This window comes from Ornithinicoccus sp., from assembly GCF_057176825.1.
On sequence record NZ_CM169976.1, the window covers coordinates 2,134,630 to 2,157,443 of the forward strand.

Here is a 22,814-nt window from a genome sequence, read left to right on the forward strand (position 1 = left end):
TGTCCATCCAACAACAGGGGAGAATGGACATGTCACGCAACACGATTGTCCGGGGAGTGGCTGCTGCAGCCGCTGCGTCCTTGATCGCCTTGGCGGGCGGGACCGCCGCGAACGCCGGGGGTACCCCGCGGCCGTGCGATGTCGGCGGAGGTGACTTCACCGCCCAATGCGGGAGTGGCGGTGGAGGGGGCGGCGGCGGTGGAGGGGGGGGCGGTGGCGGTAGTCCTGACCCGGTCTAAGGTCAGATGAGCGGGGCAGCAGACACGGGTCTGCTGCCCCGTTCGCCTGTCGTGACGGCTGGCGCGTCCGGTGTGGCGCCGTCGGCGGTGCGATTGGGGCGGGGCCGGGCTGCATGGGAGACTGACCCGACCGCTGTCGTCCCGTTCCCCGAACCCGAGGTCCCTGTCGAGTGTCGCCGATCGCCCAGTCCGCGCCGAAGCCGGCCGCCACCCCCGCGGAGGTGATCCGCAACTTCTGCATCATCGCGCACATCGACCATGGCAAGTCCACGCTGGCCGACCGAATGCTGCAGATCACCGGCGTGGTCGAGCAGCGCCAGATGCGGGCGCAGTACCTGGACCGGATGGACATCGAACGCGAGCGGGGCATCACCATCAAGTCGCAGGCGGTGCGGATGCCCTGGTCGGTCACCGCGCCGGAGGCGCCTGAGGGCCGTCCGTACGTGCTGAACATGATCGACACGCCGGGGCACGTCGACTTCACCTACGAGGTGAGCCGGTCGTTGGCCGCGTGCGAGGGCGCGGTGCTGCTCGTCGACGCGGCGCAGGGCATCGAGGCGCAGACCCTGGCCAACCTCTACCTGGCGATGGAGAACGACCTCACCATCATCCCGGTGCTCAACAAGATCGACCTGCCCGCGGCCCAGCCGGAGAAGTATGCCGAGGAGCTGGCCGGGCTGATCGGCTGCGAGCCCGAGGACGTCATGAAGGTGTCCGGCAAGACCGGCGAGGGCGTCGAGGAGTTGCTGGACCGGATCGTCGCGGAGATCCCGGCACCGGTCGGGGACTCGTCCGCGCCGGCCCGGGCGATGATCTTCGACTCCGTCTACGACACCTACCGCGGCGTGGTGACCTACGTCCGGGTGATCGACGGTGACCTGTCGCCGCGCGAGAAGATCGCGATGATGTCCACCAAGGCGACACACGAACTGCTTGAGATCGGCGTGATCTCCCCGGAGCCCGTCCCGTCTCAGGGTCTGGGGGTCGGCGAGGTCGGCTACCTCATCACCGGGGTGAAGGACGTGCGTCAGTCCCGCGTCGGGGACACCGTCACCGGGGCGGGACGGATGGCGGCGCAACCGCTCGGCGGCTACAAGGATCCCCGGCCGATGGTGTTCTCCGGGCTCTACCCAATCGACGGCTCGGACTACCCGATCCTGCGCGACGCGCTGGACAAGCTGAAGCTCAACGACGCGGCGCTGGTCTACGAGCCGGAGACGTCGGCGGCGCTGGGATTCGGCTTCCGGGTCGGCTTCCTCGGGATGCTGCACCTGGAGATCGTCCGCGAGCGGCTGGAGCGCGAGTTCGACCTCGACCTCATCTCGACCCTGCCCAATGTCGTCTACCAGGTGCAGTTGGACGACGGGACCGAGGTGGAGGTGACCAACCCGAGTGAGTTCCCGGCAGGCAAGGTGGCCTCTGATCACCGAGCCTGTCGTGCGTGCCACGGTGCTGGCCCCGAGCGAGTTCATCGGCAGCATCATGGAGCTCTGCCAGAGCCGACGCGGCACCCTGAAGGGGATGGACTACCTGTCCCCGGAGCGGGTGGAGATGCGCTACACCCTGCCGCTGGCCGAGATCGTCTTCGACTTCTTCGACGCGCTGAAGTCCCGGACCAAGGGCTACGCCTCCCTGGACTACGAGCCCGACGGGGAGCAGGACGCCGACCTGGTGAAGGTGGACATCCTGCTGCAGGGTGACACCGTCGATGCCTTCAGCTCGATCGTGCACCGGGACAAGGCCTACGCCTACGGCGTCATGATGGCGGGCAAGCTCAAGGACCTCATCCCGCGGCAGCAGTTCGAGGTGCCGATCCAGGCGGCGATCGGCTCCCGGGTCATCGCGCGCGAGACGATCCGGGCGATCCGCAAGGACGTCCTCGCCAAGTGCTACGGCGGTGACATCAGCCGCAAGCGCAAGCTGCTGGAGAAGCAGAAGGAGGGCAAGAAGCGGATGAAGATGGTCGGCTCCGTCGAGGTGCCGCAGGAGGCCTTCATCGCCGCGCTCTCCCAGGACGGCGGCGCCGAGAAGGCCAAGAAGTAGTGGTCGGCGAGAACCCGCCGGGCGCACCGTCCCCGGGGGTGGACCCCGCCCGTCCGCACCGGTTGGCGCGCACCCGCTCGTTCACCCGCCGGGGTGACCGGATGCCCCCACGGCACCATGCGGCATACGACCGGCTGTCCCCCCGGTATGTCGTGGACGTGCCCCCGGACGGGGACGCAGGGGTCACCACGGTCGACCCCTCCTACCGGCTGGACCAGCAGGGCGTATTCGGCCGACTGGCCCCGTTGGTCGTGGAGGTCGGGTCGGGCTCCGGGGACGCACTGCGGCACGCGGCGGCGGAACGCCCCGACTGGGACTTCCTGGCGCTGGAGGTCTGGCGCCCGGGCATCGCGCAGACGATGGCCCGGATGGGGGAGGACCTGCTGCCCAACATCCGGTTCGTCGAGGTTGACGCGGGCCAGGCGCTGGCCACTCTGCTGGAGCCGGGGACGGCGCACGAGGTGTGGACGTTCTTCCCCGACCCCTGGCCCAAGACGCGCCACCACAAGCGCCGACTGGTGGCTGCCCCGTTCGCCGACGCCGTGCACCGGGTGTTAGAGCCGAGTGGGCTGTGGCGGCTGGCCACGGACTGGGCCGACTACGCCACGTGGATGCGCGAGCTGCTGGACGTGGATGAGCGGTTCGGGCTCGTCTCCACCGAACGTGCCCCGCTGCGGCCGGTGACACGGTTCGAGCGCAAGGGCGTGGCGGCCGGGCGGGAGATCGCCGACCTGGCCTACCAGCGACTGCCCTCCGACGCCTGAGGTAGGGCACCGGGACACCCTGAGGTAGGGCACCGGGCAGAGTTAGGGACAACGGCCGATGTGGGGGTCTACCTCAGCAGACGAGTCTTGATTCATCGGGTCCGACCGGCCCCGATGGACACAAGATCGGAGCAGCACCATGGATTTCGTGGATCCCTACCTCCGGGTCGAGCTGAGCTACCGCCGAGAGGAGCTGACCAGGGCCTGGCAGTCGCCGCTGCGGCTCCCGTTCAGCAAGAGCCGTGCCCAGCGGCCCAGTGGTCCCACCCCCTCGGGTGGCCACCGCGTGGCCCTGGCGCGGTGAGCCACGCCGCAGACCTGGTCCTGCCGTGTTCCGAGCCGCCACTGCGACTGTCGGTGGCAGCAGGGATGATGGAGGACGTGGCAATCGACCCAACGACGAACACACCCCTGGTCGGGCGGGCTGATGAGCTCTCCCAACTCACGCTGGCAGCCGGTGTCGGATCGGATCCGACACCGGCTGCCGTCGTGCTCGGGGGAGACGCGGGCGTCGGCAAGACCCGCTTGCTGAGCGAGCTCGCCCGGCGCGCCCAGGAGTCGGGGTGGGAGGTGCTCATCGGACACTGCCTGGACTTCGGCGACAGCGCCCTGCCCTACCTGCCGTTCTCGGAGATGTTCGGCCGGCTTGGCGCCAGTCGGCCCGAGGTCATGGCCGCGGTGGCCAGCGACACCCCTGCCATCGCCCGGTTGCAGCCAGGAAGGCGCCTGCTCGGGGCGCAGCCGGCCACGGGCTCCGCTGGCCCGGAGCAGATCCACGCTCGCGGGGCGGCGGCCGGCCACGACGCCGACGGGGCCGGCCTGGGGCGGGGAGAGATCTTCGAGGGGGTCCACGCGGCGCTGGAGCACCTGGCGACCTCCGGCCCGGTGCTGGTGATCGTGGAGGATGCGCACTGGGCCGACCGCTCGACCTGCGACATCCTGTCCTCGCTGTTCGTCCGGGGGTTCGAGCAGCCGGTGAGCATCGTGGTCTCCTATCGCAGTGACGACCTGCACCGCCGGCACCCGCTGCGCGGCAGGGTCACCGAGTGGGGCCGGATGCCGCGGGTCTCCCGGTTGCACCTGGCAGAGCTGCCCGACCCTGACGTGCGCAGCCTGGTCAGGGCCACGCACGGGGCGCGACGTCCCAGCCAGGTGCTGACCGAGGCCGACGTGCAGGAGATCGTGCGACGGGCGGAGGGCAACGCCTTCTTCGCCGAGGAGCTCCTCGGGGCACGCGAGCTGGACCGAGGCGACCTGCCCTCGGACCTGGCGGACCTCCTGCTGGTCCGGCTGGACAGCCTCGGGGACACCGCGCGCGGTGTCGTGCGTGCGGCCGCCGTCGCCGGTCGGCGCGTGGCACACGACATGCTGGCCGCGGTGGCAGGGCTGCCGGAGGGCGAGCTCGACGGGGCCCTGCGCTCGGCGGTGGACGCCAACATCCTGATCCCGTGGGGCGATGCCTCCTACGCCTTCCGGCACGCGTTGCTGGCCGAGGCCGTCTACGACGACCTGTTGCCCGGCGAGCGCACCCGGCTGCACGCCGCCTACGTGGCCGCGCTCGTGCAGGGGCAGAGCAACGGGTCGGCTGCCGAGCTGGCCAGGCATGCCCGGGCAGCCCAGGACCGGGAGACCGCGCTGGCGGCCAGCATCGAGGCCGGCGACGACGCGATGAAGGTTGGCGGCCCGGACGAGGCGGCAGGTCACTTCCAGCTCGCGCTGGAGCTGCTGGCCGACCCGAGCCTGGCCGATCACGGCGAGGCCAACGTCGTCCACCTGACCCACCGGGCGGCGGAGGCGCTCATCGACGCCGGACACACCCACCGCGCGGGAGCGCTGCTGCGGGACGCCCTGTCCTCCATCGGCGCGGACCTCGCCCACGACGAGCGGGCCAAGCTCCTCCTGCAGCTGGCGCGCGCCGCGATGTTCAGCGACGACCCCTCGCTCAACTCCCTGGACCTGACCACCGCCGCCCTTGACCTCGTGGGGCCGGAGCCCCGGCCGCTCCGCGCCCACGCCCTGGCGGTGCACGCGCGGGCCAACGTGGACCGCTCCCGCTTCGCCGAGGCGGTCTCCTTCGCCCAGGACGCGGTCACGATGGCCGACACCCTGGGACTGAAGCGGACGGCGGTCGACGCCGCGACCACCCTGGGGCGTCTCAACGAGTTCCTCGGCGACCCGGAGGAGTCGATCCGTCTCCTCACCGAGGTGCTCGAGCAGGCACGCGCCAGTGGGGACACGGCGGCCCAGACCCGGGCGCTGCACCAGCTCGGCGGCACCCACCTCGAGATGGGTCAGGTCACCCGGGCGCGCGAGTTCTACCGCGAGGCCACGTCCCTGGCGCGGAGGCAGGGACGACCCTGGGCACCGTACGGCTTCGACGCGCGGGTGCTCAGTGGGTTGACGGCCTACATGGCCGGCGACTGGGATGCCGTGGACCGCCTCACCGACACCTCGGGGGAGAACCCGCCGCCGTCCGCGGCTGTGATCCTGACGGCGGTCCGCCTGCAGGTGAGCGCCGGGCGGGGTGATCCCGCAGGCCCTGCCGCCGTCGAGGCCACCCGGCCACAGTGGGCCGAGGACGGCTGGCTGGCAATCCTGGCCGGTGGCGCGGCCCTCGAGCTCGCGGGCGATGCCGGTGACCCGGAGGGGGCTGCCCAGGCGTACGACGACACCGTCGCGGCCGTGACCACCGTGTGGCAGGTGGAGACGTTCAATGCCCAGGTGCGGCTCGCCGCGCTGCTCCTGGGCCACCTGACCACAGGGGTGGGGGAGCTCGGCGCTGCCGCGCGCTCCGACCGGTTGCGCCTTGGCTCGGACCTAGCCGCGGTCCTGCGTCAGGCGGAGACGCAGAAGTCCGTGCTCGGCCGGACGGTGGGACCCGAGGGCCGGGCGTGGGGTCTGCGACTGGCGGCGGAGCATTTGCGGCTGCGGTGGCTGGGGGGTGAGGACGTGCCGGAGAAGGACCTCCGCGGCGCCTGGGAGCGGACCGTGGAGGCCTTCGAGCAACTGGGCCACCCCTTCGAGGTCGCGCGGTCACAGGCCCGACTGGCGGCCGTGCTCCGTGCCCAGGGGGAGCAGGGTCTCGCGCAGGAGCTGGCCGGGAGTGCCGGGGCGACGGCCGAGGCGCTGGGAGCGCTGCCGCTCCTGGCCGAGGTGCGTGGCCTGGGAGCGCGTGCTGCGGCGGCGACGACCCCAGACCAACCGGTGCTGACCCCACGCGAGCGAGAGGTGCTGGCCCTGGTGGCCCAGGGACGTACCAACGGCCAGGTCGCGCGCCAGCTGTTCATCAGCACCAAGACGGTGAGCGTGCACGTGTCCAACATCCTGGCCAAGCTGGGAGCCGCTGGCCGCACCGAGGCGGCCGCGCTGGCCCGGCGGCAGGGTCTCCTCGACTAGCGAGGACGCCGCCGGGCCAGGCCCGGTCGCTCAGTCCCAGCGGAAGGTGCGGGCGGCGACCAGGAAGAGCACCACCGACCAGACGACCATCACGAGGAGCTGGGTCAACGGGAAGTCCCCCGTGCCGAACCACGCCGTGTTCAGCGACTGTGCGCCGGCACCCAGGGGGGTGTAGGTGGCGATCCTGGCGGCGGCCTCCGGCATGGCAGGCCCGGGCGTCCACAGACCCGCCATGAACAGCATCGGGAAGTAGACCAGCATGCCGAGCCCGGAGGCGGTCGTGCCCTTGTTGGCCAGGCCGCCGATCAGCAGCCCGATGCCGAACATCGAGGTGACCGCGAGGACGAAGGCAGCCAGGGCCAGCAGCGGACTCTCGGGCATGGGGCTGTCGAAGATCAGGAGCCCGGCCAGGAGGGCCAGGAGGGCACCGAGGATGACGGCCACCAGCTCCACCACGAGGTGGGCCAGCAGCACACCCTGCGGGCGCATCGGGGTAGTCGACATGCGCCGGAGCACCCCGGTCTCCCGGTATCCCGCGAGGTAGGCGGGCAGGGCGGTCAGCCCGGCGGACGCCGCCGCGACGCAGAACATGACGGGGAGGAACAGGTCGACGACCGTGTACTGCTCCCACTGCGCGCCGGCGTCGGTGATCTGGTCGCCCATCCCGGGGATCGCCAGCGCCATTCCGACGAGGAGGACCGTGGGGAAGAGCAGGACGAAGAACAGGCTGCTGAAGTCCCGCAGGAACAGCCGCGCCTCCGAAAGGGTCAGGGGGCCCAGGCCCCGCATCCCCGTGCGGGTGCGGGTGCTGCCGGGGAGTCGTTCGGTCGTCGCGGTCATGGTGCGGTCTCCTCTGCGTCTCGGGTGACCAGCTCGACGAAGGCGTCCTCGAGGGAGCGGGTGCGGGTCCGGACCTCGTCCGGGATGATGCCGCGGGCATAGAGCGCGGCGATGGCGTCGGGCAGCACCGTGTCGGTGCCGCTGATCTCCAGCTCGCGCCCGACCTCCCGGACCGAGGTGACGGCCGGGAGGGCGCGGAGGAATTCGTGGTCCGGAAGGGCCTCTGGCAGCCCCACCCGGAACGTGCGGTCCCCGTGGGTGCCGCCGGACAACTCAGCCGGCGTCCCCTCGGCGATCACGCGGCCCCCGTCGATCACCACGAGCCGGTCGCACAGCCGCTCGGCCTCGTCCATGAAGTGGGTGACCAGGATGATCGTCACGCCGCTGTCGCGGACGCTGCTCGACCAGGTCCCAGGTCTCCCGGCGGGCCTGCGGGTCCAGCCCGGTGGTGAGCTCGTCCAGGATCGCGACCTGGGGGCGGCCGATCAGCGCGAGCGCGATGGACAGGCGCTGCTTCTGGCCGCCGGACAGGTCCTGGTATGCCGTGTCCCGCTTCTCGCCGAGGCCCAGCCTGTCCAGGAGCGCCTCGGGGTCGTCCGGGTCGGGGTAGAACGCGGCATAGAGACGCAGCGCCTCGATGACCCGGATCTTGGGCGGCAGTGCAGACTCCTGGAGTTGCACGCCGAGCACCTCGCGGACCGGGACAGGGTCGTGCTGCGGGTCGAGCCCGAGCAGATTGACCGACCCGCCGTCGGCGTGGCGCAGCCCGGCCAGGCACTCGACCGTGGTCGTCTTGCCCGCACCGTTGGGTCCGAGGATGCCGAAGATCTCACCGCGTTGGACGGTGAACGACACTCCATCGACGGCGACCTTCGGGCCGTAGGCCTTGCGGAGGTCGGTCACCCGGACGACGGGGCCGGTCGGCGCCGTCACCGCGCCTGGTGTGGGGGAGGTGGAGATAGTCATGTCAGGTCTTCCTTGTCTCGATAGGGATCCGCCGGACCAGCAGCCCGAAGCAGGCGGCGCCGGCGAGGAGCACCACGACGGCCGAGAGTGGGCCTCCGCCGGGCCAGTGGTCGGCGAGGGTGATGCTCCAGGGCCTCCACTGGTGCTCCCCGAGCCCGACGAGGGTCGTCACGAGGATCGGAAGCAGCGTGAGCGGGAGTGCGAGGGTGCCCCACCAGGCGCCGGCCCGCAGGTATGCGGCGCCGACGAGCAGGCCGCTGACCATCGCGGAGGCGAAGAGGAGGGCCAGGCCGAGGCCGTAGGTGAGCTCGCCACCGGCGAAGACCGTGAGGTTGGTGTCGTCGGTCTGCCCGTGGACCCACCCCAACCGGTCGTAGATCCAGCGTTCCAGCAGCAGGGCCACCGTGCTGAACACGGCGTTGAGCACGCCGATCCCCACCTGCGCCAGCAGTGCCGCGCGGATGAAGGATCGGCGGGTCATCCCCGCGGCGACATGGAGCGGCAGGTAGGTGGTGGCCATCATGATCGCGATGCTGAACGGGAACCAGAGCAGCCCGTGGTGCGAGATGGCGAACCCGGACATCTGGACGGTGTCCACGTTGCGGCCGACGATGGCCAGGACCACCGTCACCACGACGACGACCAGGGCCCAGGCCAGGAACATCAGGAAAAAGGTGCGGGTGAAGAGCCACTGTGTCGCCCGCAGCCACTGCGGACGGTGACGGGTGGTCCGCACCTCCGTGTCGAGGGTGTCGGTGCTCATGCGGTCTCCCGGGCGCTGTCGGTGTCGTGGTCGGTGGCGTCGTCGCCGGCGTGGTTGGTGAGGTGGATGAATAGGTCCTGGAGGGGGACCGGTCCGACCTGGAGGCCGTTCTGCTCGGCGCTGGCCAGGAGATCCTGGTCCAGGGCGCCGAAGACGGTCGTCTGCCGGGTCGGACCGAGGTCGCGGGTGCCGATGACGGGCTGGCCGGCGGTGAACCTGTCGACGGCCGCTGCCGGACCGGTGAGCGTGGCACCCTGCGTGCGCAGGTCCTCCGCCTCCTGGCTGAGCAGCAGCTCGCCGCGGTGCAGGACGGTCACCGTCTCCACCAGGTGCTCGATCTCGTTGATCAGGTGGCTCGAGAGCAGGATCGTGCGGGGGTGTTCGGCGAAGTCGCGGAGCAGCTCGTCGTAGAACATCTGCCGGGCCGGTGCATCCATCCCCAGGTGCACCTCGTCGAACATCGTCACCGGGGCCCGGGCTGCCAGCCCCACGACGACACCGAACGCAGAGGCCTGGCCGCGCGACAGGGCCGACGGCTTCTTGGACAGGTCGAGCCCGAACTGCGCGGCGAGGCGGTGGGCGTAGGAGCGGTCGAAGCGGGGCCGCGCGAGCTCGAACCAGTCCAGATTGTCCTCGAGCTTCTCGTCGGTGATGACATCACCGCTCTCGCGGATCAGGCAGACCTGCTCCATGACTTGCTCGCTCTCGAACGGGTCGGTCCCGCCGATGCGGATCTCGCCCGCAGAGGGGGCGCGCAGCGAGGCCAGGGCGCAGAGCAGGGTGGTCTTGCCCGCCCCGTTGCGGCCGAGCAGGCCGTGGATGCGGTCGGATTCGAGGTCGAGTGAGACCCCGCTGAGCGCGGGGGTGGAGCCATAGGTGACACCGAGCTCCACGGTCCGGACGGGCTGGCCGGTCATCGACGTGCTCCCTTCGGGTCGGAGTTCATGAGGTAGGTGGTGAGTTCTGCGGGGGTGATGCCGAGGACGTCCGCCTCGCGCAGGACCGGGTCCAGGCGCTCGGCGAAGAACACCTCGCGGCGCCGGGTGCGCAGCAGGTCGGGGGCGCCTTCTGAGACGAACATCCCCAGCCCGCGCTGTTTGTGAAGGATCCCCTCGTCGACCAGTTGGGCGAACGCCTTGGCGGCGGTGGCGGGATTGATGCGGTAGGTGGTGGCGTACTGCGTGGTCGACATGACCTGGTCCCCCTCGCGGAGCGCGCCGGAGAGAATCTCGCCACGGATCGCCTCGGCGATCTGCTGGTAGATCGGCTCACGACCGTCGAACACGAGGTTCCCTCCTTCTGTGGTTCATTACTCGACTAATGAACCACAGAACGTAGGGATCGGTCAAGTGAGTTGGGGGACGGTGCTGCGCGTCAGTCGCCGGTGGTGTATCTGCCGCGACGGACCAGCTTGGGGTCGGGCGGCAGCACGATCGTGTGGTCCTTGTCGGGGTAGTCGAAGAGGCCGAGGAAGTAGCGCATGGCGTTGAGGCGGGCGCGCTTCTTGTCGTTGCTCTTGATGGTGATCCATGGTGCGGCATCGGTGTCGGTGAGCCGGAACATCTCTTCCTTGGCCTCGGTGTAGGCCTCCCAGCGATCCAGCGACTCCAGGTCCATCGGGGACAGTTTCCAGCGGCGCACGGGGTCGAGCTGCCGGATCGCAAACCGGGTCCGCTGCTCCGAGCGGGTCACCGAGAACCAAAACTTCGTCAGGTGGATGCCGTCATCGACGAGCATCCGCTCGAAGGTGGGCGTCTGGTGCATGAACCGCTGGTACTGGTCCTCGGTGCAGAAGCCCATGACCCGCTCGACACCGGCGCGGTTGTACCAGGACCGGTCCAGCAGCACGATCTCGCCGGCGGTCGGCAGGTGCTGGACGTACCGCTGGAAGTACCACTGTCCCTCCTCCACCCGGGAGGGCTTGGTGAGCGCCACGACCCGGGCGCCGCGCGGGTTCAGGTGCTCGGTGAACCGCTTGATCGCCCCGCCCTTGCCTGCGGCGTCGCGCCCCTCGAAGACCACCAGGAGCCGCTTCCCGGTGTCCTGCACCCAGTACTGCAACTTGAGCAGCTCGACCTGCAGGAGCCACTTCTCGACGTCGTAGTAACTGCGGGACAACCGGTTGCCGTAGGGGTAGTCCTCACGCCAGGTGTCGACGGCCTTCCCGTCGGGGGTGATGAGGTCCGGGTCCGAGCCCTGGTCGTCCCGGACGGTGTAGCCTTCGGCCCTGAGCCGGTCGATGTACTCGCGGAGTTCCTGCTGCACGTGCGTGACTGTAGGGGACGTGGGTGAACGGGAGGCGACATCGCGGTGGGAGACAATGGGGGTATGCCGTCAGCGCTTCCCCCGGGCGAGCCCGTGCCCGCCGACGGGTCCCTGCCCGGCTGGGCCCTGGAGCGACTGGGCGCCGGGCCCTTCGGGGTCTACCTGCACGTCCCGTTCTGCCGGGTGCGGTGCGGGTACTGCGACTTCAACACCTACACCGTCCCCGAGCTGGGTGGGCACGGCGCCACGCTGGACAGCTACGCCGACGCGGCGTTGGCCGAGGTGGTGCTGGCCGCGCGGGTGCTGGACGCCGCCCCGGGCCCCACCCCGCCGGTGCAGACGGTGTTCGTCGGTGGCGGCACCCCGACCATGCTCCCGCCGGCCGACCTGGTCCGGGTGCTGCGTGGCATCGATGATGCGTGGGGACTGGCGCCGGATGCCGAGGTGACCACCGAGGCCAACCCGGACACGATCACCCCCGCGGTGGCCGAGCAACTGGCGGCCGGCGGCTTCACCCGCGTCAGCCTGGGGATGCAGTCTGCTGTGCCGCACGTGCTGACCACCCTGGACCGGACCCACGACCCCGCGAACGTGGAGTCTGCCGTGACCGCGGTCCGGGACGCGGGTCTGCAGGTGAGCCTGGACCTGATCTATGGGACGCCGGGGGAGTCGCTCGCGGACTGGGAGGCGAGCCTGCGCGAGGTGGTGCGCCTGGCGCCGGACCACGTGTCGGCCTACGCCCTCGTCGTGGAGCAGGGCACGAAGCTCGCCGCCCAGGTGCGGCGCGGTGAGGTGCCCGCGCCCGACGACGACGACGAGGCGGACAAGTACGAGGTGGCCGACCGCGTGCTGTCCGACGCCGGATACGGGTGGTACGAGATCAGCAACTGGTCCACCGGCCCGGAGGCGCGGTGCCGACATAACGTCGGCTACTGGGCGGGCGGGGACTGGTGGGGGATCGGGCCCGGGGCCCACAGCCATGTGGGTGGGGTGCGCTTCTGGAACGTCAAGCACCCCGCACCGTATGCGGAGCGGCTGGCGTCCGGGGTGTCGCCCGCCGCTGGGCGGGAACGGCTGACCGCGGGTCAGCGCTTCGACGAGCGGGTGCTGCTCGGGGTGCGGCTCGCCGAGGGGATGGAGCTGTCCGTGCTGTCCCCGGAGGGCCGGGAGGCCGTGGCCGGATTGATCGCCGGGGGTCTGCTGGAGGGACCCGCAGCCCTGCGGGGGCGGGGCGTGCTCACGCTGCGCGGCAGGCTGCTCGCCGACACGGTCGTGCACCGGCTGCTTGCCGGCGCCTGACCGACGGGCGCGAGCCGGTCTGGTCCTCGAGTTCGGGGACTCTCGGCGTGGGTCCCACGCCTCGGGGGTGGCAGCGGTTAGAACAGGCAGTGGCCCCCTGCCCGGTATGAGCGGGCAGGGCCCCAGACCGCGGGTCAGGTCGCACCGGACCGGTGACCCGGACAGGCGTAGGCCCCCGCGAAGTATGAGTTCGCGGGGGCCCACTGGGTGATCAGCGGTGCTGCTGCCGATCGACCGTCGAGTAGTCGGGTGGCTCGCCCTACCTCAGCACCGGTAGGTGTCCCCAGGAACGGGGTCCTGGTTTGCGAATCCGCGACCGTGGCTCGGGGTCGGCACCCCGTCTCCGGGATGCGTAGCAGCATGTCTACTGCTTCCCGGGGGGCGGCGCAAGAGGTCGGCCCAAAACTCTTCCCCGGGATGCGGCTGGACCTACTGCAGGACCCGCAGCTGGAACGGGTAGACGTAGGTCTCGCCGCGACCAGCGCGCAGCGCGCCCTTGATGTGCGCGTAGGCCGCCACCACGAAGATGAGGAGCCAGAACGGCAACACCACCAGGAAGCCGATGCCGAGGGTCACGACCGCGACCAGCCAGCCCAGCCAATACAGCACCCAGAAGGAGAGGTTGAAGTTGAAGGCGCCGGCCGCGGCCTGTCGCACCGCGGGGCTGGTGTCCTTGAAGAAGATCCAGATCAGCAGCGGACCGAGCACGCTGAGGGTGCCGGCGCTGATGATGAAGGCGATCGGTGCGGACAGGTGCGCCAGGATCATCCAGGTGCGGTCGGCGCCGCCGACGGCCTGCGGCGAGGGCTGTTGCGCGTAGGGCTGCCCCTGCTGGGGTGCGCCCCAGGGTTGCCCCTGAGGGGGGATCTGCCGGTAGCCCTCGCCCTCGGGCGGGTTCTGGTGCGGGTCCTGGGTCATGGTCTGTCTCACTCCTGTGGGACGGTGACGAAGTCGATGAGCTCCTCGACGCTGGCCAGGAGCGTGGGCTCCAGGTCGCTGTAGGAACGCACGGAGCCCAGAATCTGTTTCCAGCCCCTGGCCACATCGGCCTGCGTGGCGTGCGGCCAGCCTAGCTCGGCGAGCACCCCGTGCTTCCAGGACCGGCCCCTCTCGATGACGGGCCAGGCGTCCAGCCCGATCCGGGCCGGGCGCACCGACTGCCAGACGTCCACGTAGGGGTGCCCCAGGATCCGCACGTGGCGCGACTGCGGCAGGGCGCGGGCGGCCGCGACCACCTTGTCCTCCTTGGTGCCCGGCACCAGGTGGTCGACCAGGACGCCCATCCGCCGGTCCGCGGTGGGTGCGAAGTCACGGATCACCGCGGTCAGGTCGTCCACGCCGTCCAGCAGTTCGACCACGACACCCTCCACCCGCAGGTCGTCGCCCCAGATCTTCTCGACCAGTTCGGCGTCGTGCCGACCCTCGACGAACAGGCGCGATCCGCTGGCCACCCGGGCCGGGGCGCGGCCCACCGCGCGCGACCCGCTGGCGGTGCGCGAGGCCGCCTGGCGGGCTGCGGCGAGCGCGGCCCGGTCGGCCTGCCTGGGCGGGGTCAGCACCACGGGGCGGCCCTCGAGCAGGAATCCCGGACCGAGCGGGAACCCCTTGCCGCGCCCACGGCGGTCCTCCAGGTGCACGACGTGCATCCCGCCGGCCTTCTCGACCCGGGTGATGGCGCCGCACCACCCGGTCTGCACGTCCTCCACGACCATGCCCAACTCGGCCTCGATCGGTTGGGCACGGCCCCGGGCGGGGGCGCGCCAGTCGCCGGAGAGGACGTCGGTGCCGTAGCGGTCGTTCACCCCGTCAGGCTACGGGTGGTGGGGTGCGCGACCGGCCAGCGAAACGCGGGAGCGACGGGGACCGCGTAGACTGGCACTCGCGAATCAGGAGTGCCAACTGCCGGTGGGAGGTGCGGGAGATGATGGAGGACCGTCGACTGGCGGTGCTGCGTGCCATCGTCCAGGACTACGTGCGCACCTCGGAGCCCGTCGGGTCCAAGAGTCTGCTGGACCGGCACCAGCTGGGTGTGTCCGCGGCCACGGTGCGCAACGACATGGCCGCCCTGGAGGAGGACGGGCTGATCTCGGCCCCGCACACCAGCGCGGGCCGGGTGCCCACGGACGCCGGCTACCGGATGTTCGTCGACCGGTTGCAGTCGATCAAGCCGATGAGCCGGGCGGAACTCGCCGCGATCCAGCGGTTCCTCGAGGGTGCGGTCGACCTGGACGACGTCGTCGGGCGGACCGTGCGCCTGCTGTCCAGCCTGACCCGGCAGGCGGCCGTCATGCAGTACCCGTCCCTGACCCGGTCCACCGTGCGCCACGTCGAGCTGGTCCTGGTCGGCGCCACCCGCCTGATGGTGGTGCTCATCGTCAACACCGGGCGCGTCGAGCAACGTGTCGTGGAACTGGACCGGGAGCTGGGCGGCGCCGAGGGCGAGCAACTCGTCCACGACCTCCGTTCCCTGGTCAACACCCATGCGGCCGGGCGCCCGCTGGCCGAGGTGACGCCCCTGCTCGAGGAGGCCCTGCACGGCCTGGACCCCGAGGCCCAGCAGGTCGCCCGGGTCGTGGTCGACGCGCTGGCCGACGTGCTCGTCGAGCAGCACGAGGAGCGGGTGGTCCTGGCCGGCACCGCCAACCTGGCGCGCGTCGGGACCGACTTCCCCCTGTCCATCGGGCCGGTGCTGGAGGCGTTGGAAGAACACGTGGTGCTCCTGAAGTTGATGGGAAGTATGGCCACGCTCGACTCCCAGGACACGGTCACCGTCAGCATCGGCGCGGAGAACCCCTACGAGGGATTGCGCAGCACCTCCGTGGTGACGACCAACTACGGCCCGGCCGGCGGACTCGGCGTGGTGGGCCCGACCCGGATGGACTACCCGTCCACGATGGCGTCCGTGCGGGCCGTGGCGCACTACGTCTCGCAGATCCTGGACACCTGACCAGCTACCAGTAAGGACATCGGTGAACGACTACTACGCCGACCTCGGCGTGCCCCGTGAGGCGACCGCGACCGAGATCAAGACCGCCTACCGGCGCAAGGCCCGCAAGTTGCACCCCGACGTGAACCCCGGCCCCGAGGCCGAGGAGGAGTTCAAGAAGGTCAGCCAGGCCTACGACGTGCTCGGCGACGAGACCAAGCGGGCTGCCTACGACCGGGGTCAGGACCCCTACGGCGGGCAGGGCGGGGGCTTCGGCCAGGGGTTCAGCTTCAGCGACATCATGGACGCCTTCTTCGGCGGGACCGCGGCCGGGGCCAGGGGCCCGCGGTCGCGGACCCAGCGTGGTCAGGACGCGCTGGTGCGGCTCGACATCGACCTGCGGACCGCCGTCTTCGGCGGCGAGGAGACCCTGACGATCGACACGGCCGTGCGGTGCGCCACCTGCTCCGGGGAGGGGGCACAGCCCGGGACCGGCACCCGCACCTGCGGCGTCTGCGCCGGCCGCGGCGAGGTGCAGCAGGTGCAACGGTCCTTCCTGGGCCAGGTGATGACGTCGCGTCCGTGCAACTCCTGCATGGGCTTCGGCGAGATCATCGAGCACCCCTGCTCCAACTGCTCCGGCGAGGGGCGCGTCCGCACCCGGCGCGACCTGTCCCTCAAGGTCCCAGGGGGCGTCGACACCGGGACCCGCATCCACCTCTCCGGGGAGGGGGAGGTCGGCCGCTCGGGTGGCCCCGCGGGCGACCTGTATGTCGAGGTGGTGGTGAGTCCGCACGAGACGTTCCGGCGGCGCGGGGACGACCTGCACTGCTCGGTGCAGGTCCCGATGACCGCGGCCGCGCTGGGCGCCACGCTGACCGTCGACACCTTCGACGGGCCGACCGAGGTCGACCTCAAGCCCGGGACGCAGCCGCAGGACACGGTCACCCTCGCCCAGCAGGGCGTGACGCACCTGCGCGGGACCGGCCGGGGCGACCTCGTGGTGCACCTCGACGTGCGGGTGCCCACCAAGCTCGACGGGACCCAGCGCGAGCTGCTGGCCCAGTTGGCAGAGGAGCGCGGGGAGAGCCGTCCCGAGGCCCGGCTGGCCCCGGCGCAGTCGGGCCTGTTCGGCAAGCTCAAGGAAGCGTTCAACGGGCGGTGAGCGCACCGCTGTTCCTGCTGGCCGCCGGGCGCCTGTCCGGCACCGCCGGCGGTGCCGAGGTGGTCCTGGACGGTCCCGAGGGTCGGCACGCCGCCGACGTCAGCCGGATCGGCCCGGGTGAGGAGATACTCCTGGCCGACGGCAGCGGACTGCTGGCCCAGGCCCGGGTGGTCGAGCGCCGCAGGGGTGAGCTGCTGCTGACCCTGGTGCGCGTGGATGAGGTCCCCACGCCGGACCCGCGCTTCACCCTGGTGCAGGCGCTGGCCAAGGGGGACCGGGACCTCCTGGCGATCGAGGTCGGCACCGAGCTGGGGGTGGACGAGGTGGTGCCGTGGCAGGCCGACCGCAGCATCGTGCGCTGGCGTGGCGACCGGGCGGCCAAGGCGCACCGCAAGTGGGAGCAGACGGTGCTCGCCGCCACGAAGCAGGCCCGCCGCGCGCGGGTCCCCGCCGTGGCCGCGTTGGCCGACCGGCGGGCCGTCATCGATCGGATCGAGTCTGCCGCCCTTGCCGTGGTGCTGCACGAGGAGGCGACCGAACCGCTCGCCGGCCTGGAGGTGCCCACCTCCGGGGAAGTGCTGCTGGTCGTCGGCCCCGAGGGCGGGATCAGCCCGGAGGAGACCGTGGACTTCGTCGCGGCCGGGGCGCGCACCGCGCGACTCGGCTCGACCGTGCTGCGCACCTCGACCGCCGGCTCCGCCGCGATCGCGCTCCTCAGCGCAGCCACGTCCCGCTGGCAGTGAGGCGGACGCCGGACCGCACCGGGGTGTTGCCCCATCGGCTATCGTCGCGAGGGTGAGCGATTGCCTCTTCTGCCGGATCGTCGCCGGGGAGATCCCCGCCGACACCGTCCACGAGACCGACACCGTGCTGGCCTTCCGGGACATCACACCCCGGGCGAGGGTGCACGTCCTCGTCATCCCCAAGGACCACCACGAGTCGCTGGCCGAGCTTGCCGCGGCGGCTCCGGACCGCGTCCCGGAGGTCTTTGCCGCGGCCGGGGAGGTCGCCCGGCAGGAGGGGGTCGACGAGAGCGGCTACCGGCTGGTCAGCAACGTGGGCCGGGACGGCGGCCAGGAGGTGGCCCACGTGCACGTGCACGTCCTCGGCGCCCAGCAGATGGGCCCAGTCGGCGTGCTGGCTGAGGGGTGAACCGAGGCACCCGGTGCCTGCACACCCGGCCCCGCCTGTGCAGGAGCGCGACTCCGTGGCCCCCGCCCGGGTAGACTCGGGCGCACGATGACAGACCCCGCTACCCCGCCCGGCGACGGACCCGCCGCCGATCCGGCCCCGCCGGCTGACGACATACCCGAGACCGACGCCGAGCCTGCGCATCCCGCCGGCAGCGGCGCGACCCACACCATCATCATCCCCGCCGAGGTGAGCATGGTCTCCCTTCTGGGGCCGCGGGACGAGCTCCTGCGCACCGTGGAGCGGGCCATCCCCCGGGTCGACGTGCACGTGCGCGGCAACGAGTTCCGGCTGTCCGGGCCCACTGAGGAGCTGGCCCTGGTGGAGCGACTCATCGACGAGCTGCTCGTCGTCGTGGCGGCCGGGCAGCCGCTCAACCGGGACGCCGTCGAGCGCTCGATCCAGATGCTGCGCGCCCGCTCGGAGGAACGGCCCGCCGACGTGCTGACGATGAACATCGTCTCCAACCGGGGCCGCACCATCCGGCCCAAGACGTTGAACCAGAAGCACTACGTGGAGGCGATGGACAAGCACACCGTCGTCTTCGGGATCGGCCCGGCGGGCACCGGCAAGACCTACCTGGCGATGGCCAAGGCGGTCGCGGCGCTGCAGGCCAAGCAGGTCAACCGGATCATCCTGACGCGCCCGGCCGTCGAGGCGGGCGAGCGGCTGGGATTCCTGCCGGGCACCCTGAACGACAAGATCGACCCCTACCTACGCCCGCTCTACGACGCGCTGCACGACATGGTCGACCCAGACTCGATCCCGCGCCTGATGGCGTCCGGGACGGTCGAGGTGGCGCCGCTGGCGTACATGCGGGGCCGGGCCCAGCCGTTGGATGCGCAGGTGCTGACCCCCGAGGGGTTCCGGGACATCGGTTCCCTCCGCGTCGGTGACCTCGTGATCGGCTCCGACGGTGGCCCCACTCCCGTGTTGGGCGTCTATCCCCAGGGCCCGCGCGAGGTCTTCCGGGTCAGCACCCAGGACGGCGCCTCGACCCTCGCCTGCGGTGAGCACCTCTGGCAGGTCGAGACGGCCACCGACAGGCGCCGTGGCCGCACCCGCGTGGTGCAGACCAGCGAGATGATCGGACGGTTGCGGTCTCTCGGTGCCCGGCGGTTCGAGTTGCCGATGATGAGTCCTCCCGAGCTGGCCGAGCGGCCGGTGCCGCTTGACCCGTACGTGCTCGGTCTCCTGGTGGGGGACGGGTGCCCGACGGGGTCGACGGTGCGGCACACGGTGGCGCGTGACCACGTGCTCCATCGCGACGGGGGTCGAGGAGGTGGCGTGCTGGTCGCCGATCCCGTGCCCGCGGCGCTGCGGGACCTCGGCCTGGCGGGGACGCGACCCGAGACGACGTTCGTGCCCGGCGACTACCTGGTGAACTCCTGCGCCACACGACTCGCTGTCCTGCAGGGGCTCCTGGACACCGCTGGGGAACCCGTCACACCGGCGGGGCGCGCCGCCTGCGTGCAGTACCGGACGGTCTCCCCACGGCTTCGCGACGCCGTGGTGTTCCTCGTGCGCTCACTCGGCGGGACGGCCCTCTGCCGCAGGCGCCACGACGCGTACCTGCTCGATCTCCGTCTGCCAGACGGGGTGCAGCCGTTCCGCCTGACCCACAAGCGGGAGACCTACCAGGCCGGCACGGGCGGACGGCCGAGACGCTTCGTGGATCGCATCGAACCGGCCGGCGTGCAGGACACCGTGTGCATCCAGGTCGCCGCCGAGGACTCGTTGTATGTCACGGACGACTTCCTGGTTACGCACAACACGCTGAACGACGCCTTCATCATCCTGGACGAGGCCCAGAACACCTCGGCGGAGCAGATGAAGATGTTCCTGACCCGGCTCGGCTTCGGGTCCAAGATGGTGGTGACGGGCGACGTCACCCAGGTCGACCTGCCCGGCGGGACCACTAGCGGGCTCCGGGTGGTCCAGGACATCCTGGACGGGGTCGAGGACGTCTACTTCGCCGACCTGACCAGCCAGGACGTCGTCCGGCACCGCCTGGTCAGCGCCATCGTGGACGCCTACGGCCGGTGGGACTCCCGGCAGCCGAGGCGCGGCCCGGGGCAGGACGGGGGTCGTCGATGAGCATCGAGGTGCTCAACGAGTCCGGCGTCGTCCCCTCGCCGGTGCCGGAGCAGGAGTTGCACGACCTGGCGCGCTGGGTGCTGGACCGGATGCGGGTGCACCCGCGCGCCGAGCTGGCGGTCACTCTCGTCGACGAGGAGACCATGGCGGCGCTGCACACGCAGTGGATGGACCTGCCGGGTCCCACCGACGTGATGAGCTTCCCGATGGATGAGCTGCGACCGGGCAGCGACGGGGTCGAGCCGGACGCCGGGGTGCTCGGCGACGTCGTGCTCTGCCCGTCGGTGGCGGCTACGCAGGCCACCCAGGCCGGGCACTCCGTGGAGGACGAGCTGTTGCTGCTGACCACCCACGGCATCCTGCACCTGCTCGGCTTCGACCACGCCGAGCCCGCGGAGGAGCGCGAGATGTTCGACCTCCAGCGCACCCTCCTGCTGACCTTCCTGGCCCACCGCGGCCGGACCACCACGGCGGCACCGGCCGCCCGTGCCGACGACTGAGCACCACGCCTACAGGACCTGAATGTTCACCCTCATCCTCGTCGCCCTCGCGGCGACCCTGATCGCCTTCCTGCTGTCGGCGGCCGACACGGCGCTGAGCCGGATGTCGCGCCACCGCGCCGACCAACTCGCCGAGGAGGGGCGCCGCGGTGCCCGCTCCCTGGTGCAGATCATGGCCGACTCGGCACCGTTCCTGTCCGTCGCCACGTTCGTCCGGGTCGTCGCGGAGGCGACGACCGCGGTCGCCGTGACGGTCGCGGTCGACATGAGCGCAGACAGCCACTGGCAGACCGCGCTGATCGCCATCGCGATCATGAGCGTCGTCTCCTTCGTCGTCGTCGGGGTGTCGCCGCGCACCCTGGGGCGCCAGCACGGCGAGAAGGTCGCGCTGATGGCTGCCCCGGTGGTGCACGGCCTGCGCCTGGTGCTGGGCCCGGTCGCCAAGCTGCTCGTGCTGTTCGGCAACGCGCTGACGCCCGGGCGGGGGTATGCCGAGGGGCCGTTCGCCTCGGAGGCGGAGCTGCGCGACCTGGTCGACCTGGCGGGGGAGTCCGCGGTGATCGAGGCCGAGGAGCGGGAGATGATCCACTCCATCTTCGAGCTCGGTGACACGGTGGCGCGCGAGGTCATGGTGCCGCGACCCGACATGGTGACGATCCCGCGCGAGAAGGTGCTGCGGCAGGCGATGTCGCTGTTCCTGCGGTCCGGCTTCTCCCGGGTGCCCGTCATCGGCGAGGGCAGCGACGACGTGCTCGGGCTGCTCTACTTCAAGGACGTCGCGCGCTCGGTCAACGCCAACCCCGACGGGGCCAACTCGGTGCCGGTGACCGAGGTGATGCGCCCGGTGCACCGCATCCCGGAGAGCAAGTCGGTGGACGGGCTGCTGCGGGAGATGCAGGAGCAGCGCCAGCACTTCGCGATCGTCATCGACGAGTACGGCGGCACCGCGGGTCTGGTCACCATCGAGGACATCCTCGAGGAGATCGTCGGCGAGATCACCGACGAGTACGACCGCTCGGTCGACGAGGTCGAGACCCTCGAGGACGGCTCCCTGCGGGTGCCGGCGGGCATGCCCGTCGACGACCTGGCCGAGCTGTTCGACGTCGAGATCGAGAACGAGGACGCCGACACCGTGGGCGGGCTGCTGTCGGCCATCATCGGGATGGTCCCCCTGGCCGGCTCCACCGGGCAGGTGGCGGGTCTGGAGCTGACCGCGGAGCGGATGGCGGGCCGGCGGCGCCGCGTGGCCACGGTCCTGGTGCGGGAGGTCGAGGCGGAGTCAGAGCCGGAGCACGAGGAGGAGGAGCAGGAGTCGGCGCCGCCGGGTGCCGAGGACAGCGACGCCCCGGAGCAGACAGGGGTCCAGGCGTGAGTCAGCAGCCCACCGATCGGTCCGCCGGGGGCGCGTCCGACCACCGGTCCGGCTTCGCCTGCCTGGTCGGTCGGCCCAACGCCGGCAAGTCGACGCTGACCAACGCCCTGGTCGGGTCCAAGGTCGCGATCACCTCCAACAAGCCGCAGACCACCCGCCACGCGATCCGGGGCATCCGGACCACGCCGGGCTACCAGCTGATCCTGGTGGACACCCCCGGGCTGCACCGGCCGCGCACCCTGCTCGGGCAGCGGCTCAACGACCTGGTCCGGGAGACGCTGCTGTCGGTGGACGTCATCGGATTCTGCCTGCCGGCCGATCAGCGACCTGGCCCGGGCGACGCGTTCATCGCCGCCGAGCTCACGGAACTGCAGCGAGCCAAGAAGGTGCCCGTCGTGGCGCTGGCCACCAAGTCGGACACCGTCGACAAACAGCGCCTGGCCGAGCACCTGATGGCGATCGACCAGCTGGGGGACTGGGCCGCCATCGTGCCCTGCTCCGCGGTCAGCGGGGACCAGGTCGAGGACGTCGCGGAGGTCCTGGCGGGATACTTGCCCGACTCCGTGCCGCTCTACCCCGACGACGTGCTCACCGACGAACCCACCATCGTGCGGATCGCCGAGTTCGTCCGGGAGGCCGCGCTCGAGGGGGTGCGCGATGAGCTGCCGCACTCGCTGGCCGTGGTCGTCGACGAGATCGTCCCGCGGGAGGACCGGCCGGAGCACAAGCCGCTGACCGACGTGCGGGTCAACATCTTCGTCGAGCGACCCAGCCAGAAGGCCATCATCATCGGCCGCGGCGGCTCCCGGCTGCGGGAGGTCGGGGCCAGGGCGCGGGCCGGGATCGAGGAGCTGATCGGGCACAAGGTGTTCCTCGACCTGCACGTCAAGGTGGCCAAGGACTGGCAGCGGGATCCCAAGCAGCTGGGTCGTCTGGGGTTCTGAGCCACCCCGGCACAGTGCCGGCCCCGGTCGTGGTGAGAATGGGC

The 22,814-nt window shown here is 71.2% G+C and carries 20 protein-coding genes and 3 pseudogenes; 14 read left to right on the forward strand and 9 right to left on the reverse strand.

All coding sequences use genetic code 11. The features are described from left to right. Positions 1-418 precede the first annotated feature (418 nt). The 4 genes and pseudogenes from lepA (at position 419) to AC1QRC_RS10690 (ending at position 6,442) form a co-directional block, all read left to right on the forward strand. Positions 419-2,282, forward strand: a pseudogene (gene lepA / locus AC1QRC_RS10675) (translation elongation factor 4). Between the two features lie 38 nt (positions 2,283-2,320). Further along, the gene (trmB, locus tag AC1QRC_RS10680) at positions 2,321-3,046 is read left to right on the forward strand and encodes a tRNA (guanosine(46)-N7)-methyltransferase TrmB (RefSeq protein WP_484203306.1); all 726 of its coding nucleotides are present in this window, start codon (positions 2,321-2,323) and stop codon (positions 3,044-3,046) included. Positions 3,047-3,194: 148 nt separating this feature from the next. After that, a complete protein-coding gene (locus AC1QRC_RS10685; RefSeq protein WP_484203307.1) occupies positions 3,195-3,350 on the forward strand; it encodes a hypothetical protein in 156 nt (51 codons plus the stop codon). Between the two features lie 77 nt (positions 3,351-3,427). Next, the gene (locus tag AC1QRC_RS10690; protein WP_484203308.1) at positions 3,428-6,442 is read left to right on the forward strand and encodes an ATP-binding protein; all 3,015 of its coding nucleotides are present in this window, start codon (positions 3,428-3,430) and stop codon (positions 6,440-6,442) included. A gap of 30 nt (positions 6,443-6,472) precedes the next feature. Here the strand turns inward: AC1QRC_RS10690 and AC1QRC_RS10695 are convergent, their stop codons facing one another. The 7 genes from AC1QRC_RS10695 to ppk2 form a co-directional block, all read right to left on the reverse strand. Then, complete coding sequence (locus tag AC1QRC_RS10695) at positions 6,473-7,282, reverse strand: ABC transporter permease (protein WP_484203309.1); 810 nt, start codon at positions 7,280-7,282, stop codon at positions 6,473-6,475. Further along, positions 7,279-7,635 carry an ATP-binding cassette domain-containing protein gene (locus AC1QRC_RS10700; RefSeq protein ID WP_484203310.1) on the reverse strand — a complete coding sequence of 119 codons (357 nt, stop codon included), beginning with the start codon at positions 7,633-7,635 and terminating at the stop codon, positions 7,279-7,281. The genes AC1QRC_RS10695 and AC1QRC_RS10700 overlap by 4 nt, the downstream gene beginning before the upstream one ends. After that, the gene (locus AC1QRC_RS10705) at positions 7,556-8,248 is read right to left on the reverse strand and encodes an ABC transporter ATP-binding protein (RefSeq protein WP_484203312.1); all 693 of its coding nucleotides are present in this window, start codon (positions 8,246-8,248) and stop codon (positions 7,556-7,558) included. Before AC1QRC_RS10705 ends, AC1QRC_RS10700 begins: the two co-directional genes overlap by 80 nt. 1 nt (position 8,249) lies before the next feature. Further along, positions 8,250-9,011 (reverse strand): hypothetical protein, encoded by a 762-nt coding sequence (locus AC1QRC_RS10710; RefSeq protein ID WP_484203313.1) that lies wholly within the window; start codon positions 9,009-9,011, stop codon positions 8,250-8,252. Next, a complete protein-coding gene (locus AC1QRC_RS10715) occupies positions 9,008-9,928 on the reverse strand; it encodes an ATP-binding cassette domain-containing protein (protein ID WP_484203314.1) in 921 nt (306 codons plus the stop codon). The genes AC1QRC_RS10710 and AC1QRC_RS10715 overlap by 4 nt, the downstream gene beginning before the upstream one ends. Then, positions 9,925-10,296 carry a GntR family transcriptional regulator gene (locus AC1QRC_RS10720; protein ID WP_484203315.1) on the reverse strand — a complete coding sequence of 124 codons (372 nt, stop codon included), beginning with the start codon at positions 10,294-10,296 and terminating at the stop codon, positions 9,925-9,927. The genes AC1QRC_RS10715 and AC1QRC_RS10720 overlap by 4 nt, the downstream gene beginning before the upstream one ends. Positions 10,297-10,385: 89 nt before the next feature. Next, the gene (gene ppk2 / locus AC1QRC_RS10725; protein ID WP_484203316.1) at positions 10,386-11,276 is read right to left on the reverse strand and encodes a polyphosphate kinase 2; all 891 of its coding nucleotides are present in this window, start codon (positions 11,274-11,276) and stop codon (positions 10,386-10,388) included. Positions 11,277-11,339: 63 nt separating this feature from the next. On the opposite strand from ppk2, the gene hemW reads away from it, so the two are divergent. After that, complete coding sequence (hemW, locus tag AC1QRC_RS10730; protein ID WP_484203317.1) at positions 11,340-12,575, forward strand: radical SAM family heme chaperone HemW; 1,236 nt, start codon at positions 11,340-11,342, stop codon at positions 12,573-12,575. A 429-nt stretch (positions 12,576-13,004) separates the two neighbouring features. Here hemW and AC1QRC_RS10735 read toward each other — a convergent pair whose 3' ends face one another. Then, positions 13,005-13,493: a DUF4870 domain-containing protein gene (locus AC1QRC_RS10735; protein ID WP_484203318.1), complete on the reverse strand. Its 489-nt coding sequence runs from the start codon at positions 13,491-13,493 to the stop codon at positions 13,005-13,007. Between the two features lie 8 nt (positions 13,494-13,501). Beyond that, positions 13,502-14,377, reverse strand: a complete 876-nt coding sequence (locus AC1QRC_RS10740; protein ID WP_484203320.1) for a DUF3097 family protein — start codon at positions 14,375-14,377, stop codon at positions 13,502-13,504. A gap of 119 nt (positions 14,378-14,496) precedes the next feature. Between AC1QRC_RS10740 and hrcA the strand changes: the two genes are divergently transcribed. The 9 genes and pseudogenes from hrcA to era all read left to right on the forward strand — a co-directional run bounded on the left by hrcA (position 14,497) and on the right by era (position 22,770). Next, the gene (hrcA, locus tag AC1QRC_RS10745) at positions 14,497-15,522 is read left to right on the forward strand and encodes a heat-inducible transcriptional repressor HrcA (RefSeq protein ID WP_484203321.1); all 1,026 of its coding nucleotides are present in this window, start codon (positions 14,497-14,499) and stop codon (positions 15,520-15,522) included. Positions 15,523-15,544: 22 nt separating this feature from the next. Continuing rightward, positions 15,545-16,666, forward strand: coding sequence for a molecular chaperone DnaJ (gene dnaJ / locus AC1QRC_RS10750; RefSeq protein ID WP_484203322.1), 1,122 nt, complete (start codon positions 15,545-15,547; stop codon positions 16,664-16,666). Further along, the gene (locus AC1QRC_RS10755; RefSeq protein WP_484203323.1) at positions 16,663-17,409 is read left to right on the forward strand and encodes a 16S rRNA (uracil(1498)-N(3))-methyltransferase; all 747 of its coding nucleotides are present in this window, start codon (positions 16,663-16,665) and stop codon (positions 17,407-17,409) included. The genes dnaJ and AC1QRC_RS10755 overlap by 4 nt, the downstream gene beginning before the upstream one ends. A 52-nt stretch (positions 17,410-17,461) precedes the next feature. Then, positions 17,462-17,818 carry a histidine triad nucleotide-binding protein gene (locus AC1QRC_RS10760; protein ID WP_484203324.1) on the forward strand — a complete coding sequence of 119 codons (357 nt, stop codon included), beginning with the start codon at positions 17,462-17,464 and terminating at the stop codon, positions 17,816-17,818. Positions 17,819-17,905: 87 nt separating this feature from the next. Further along, positions 17,906-18,682, forward strand: a pseudogene (locus tag AC1QRC_RS10765) (PhoH family protein); the annotation flags it as partial. A 948-nt stretch (positions 18,683-19,630) separates the two neighbouring features. Continuing rightward, positions 19,631-19,954 (forward strand): annotated as a pseudogene (locus tag AC1QRC_RS10770) (PhoH family protein); the annotation flags it as partial. Then, positions 19,951-20,454 (forward strand): rRNA maturation RNase YbeY, encoded by a 504-nt coding sequence (ybeY, locus tag AC1QRC_RS10775; RefSeq protein ID WP_484203325.1) that lies wholly within the window; start codon positions 19,951-19,953, stop codon positions 20,452-20,454. The pseudogene AC1QRC_RS10770 and the gene ybeY, both read left to right, overlap by 4 nt. A gap of 22 nt (positions 20,455-20,476) precedes the next feature. Next, positions 20,477-21,826: a hemolysin family protein gene (locus AC1QRC_RS10780; protein WP_484203326.1), complete on the forward strand. Its 1,350-nt coding sequence runs from the start codon at positions 20,477-20,479 to the stop codon at positions 21,824-21,826. Continuing rightward, on the forward strand, positions 21,823-22,770 hold the full coding sequence (era, locus tag AC1QRC_RS10785; RefSeq protein ID WP_484203327.1) for a GTPase Era: 948 nt from the start codon (positions 21,823-21,825) through the stop codon (positions 22,768-22,770). The genes AC1QRC_RS10780 and era overlap by 4 nt, the downstream gene beginning before the upstream one ends. Positions 22,771-22,814: the final 44 nt, after the last annotated feature.

Excerpts from the sequence above, each read along its gene's own strand:
- AC1QRC_RS10695 (WP_484203309.1), bottom strand. The coding sequence starts at position 7,282 with ATGACCGCGACGACCGAACGACTCCCCGGCAGCACCCGCACCCGCACG.
- AC1QRC_RS10700 (WP_484203310.1), bottom strand. The coding sequence starts at position 7,635 with ATGGACGAGGCCGAGCGGCTGTGCGACCGGCTCGTGGTGATCGACGGG.
- AC1QRC_RS10705 (WP_484203312.1), bottom strand. The coding sequence starts at position 8,248 with ATGACTATCTCCACCTCCCCCACACCAGGCGCGGTGACGGCGCCGACC.
- AC1QRC_RS10710 (WP_484203313.1), bottom strand. The coding sequence starts at position 9,011 with ATGAGCACCGACACCCTCGACACGGAGGTGCGGACCACCCGTCACCGT.
- AC1QRC_RS10715 (WP_484203314.1), bottom strand. The coding sequence starts at position 9,928 with ATGACCGGCCAGCCCGTCCGGACCGTGGAGCTCGGTGTCACCTATGGC.
- hemW (WP_484203317.1), top strand. The coding sequence starts at position 11,340 with ATGCCGTCAGCGCTTCCCCCGGGCGAGCCCGTGCCCGCCGACGGGTCC.
- AC1QRC_RS10735 (WP_484203318.1), bottom strand. The coding sequence starts at position 13,493 with ATGACCCAGGACCCGCACCAGAACCCGCCCGAGGGCGAGGGCTACCGG.
- hrcA (WP_484203321.1), top strand. The coding sequence starts at position 14,497 with ATGATGGAGGACCGTCGACTGGCGGTGCTGCGTGCCATCGTCCAGGAC.
- ybeY (WP_484203325.1), top strand. The coding sequence starts at position 19,951 with ATGAGCATCGAGGTGCTCAACGAGTCCGGCGTCGTCCCCTCGCCGGTG.
- AC1QRC_RS10780 (WP_484203326.1), top strand. The coding sequence starts at position 20,477 with ATGTTCACCCTCATCCTCGTCGCCCTCGCGGCGACCCTGATCGCCTTC.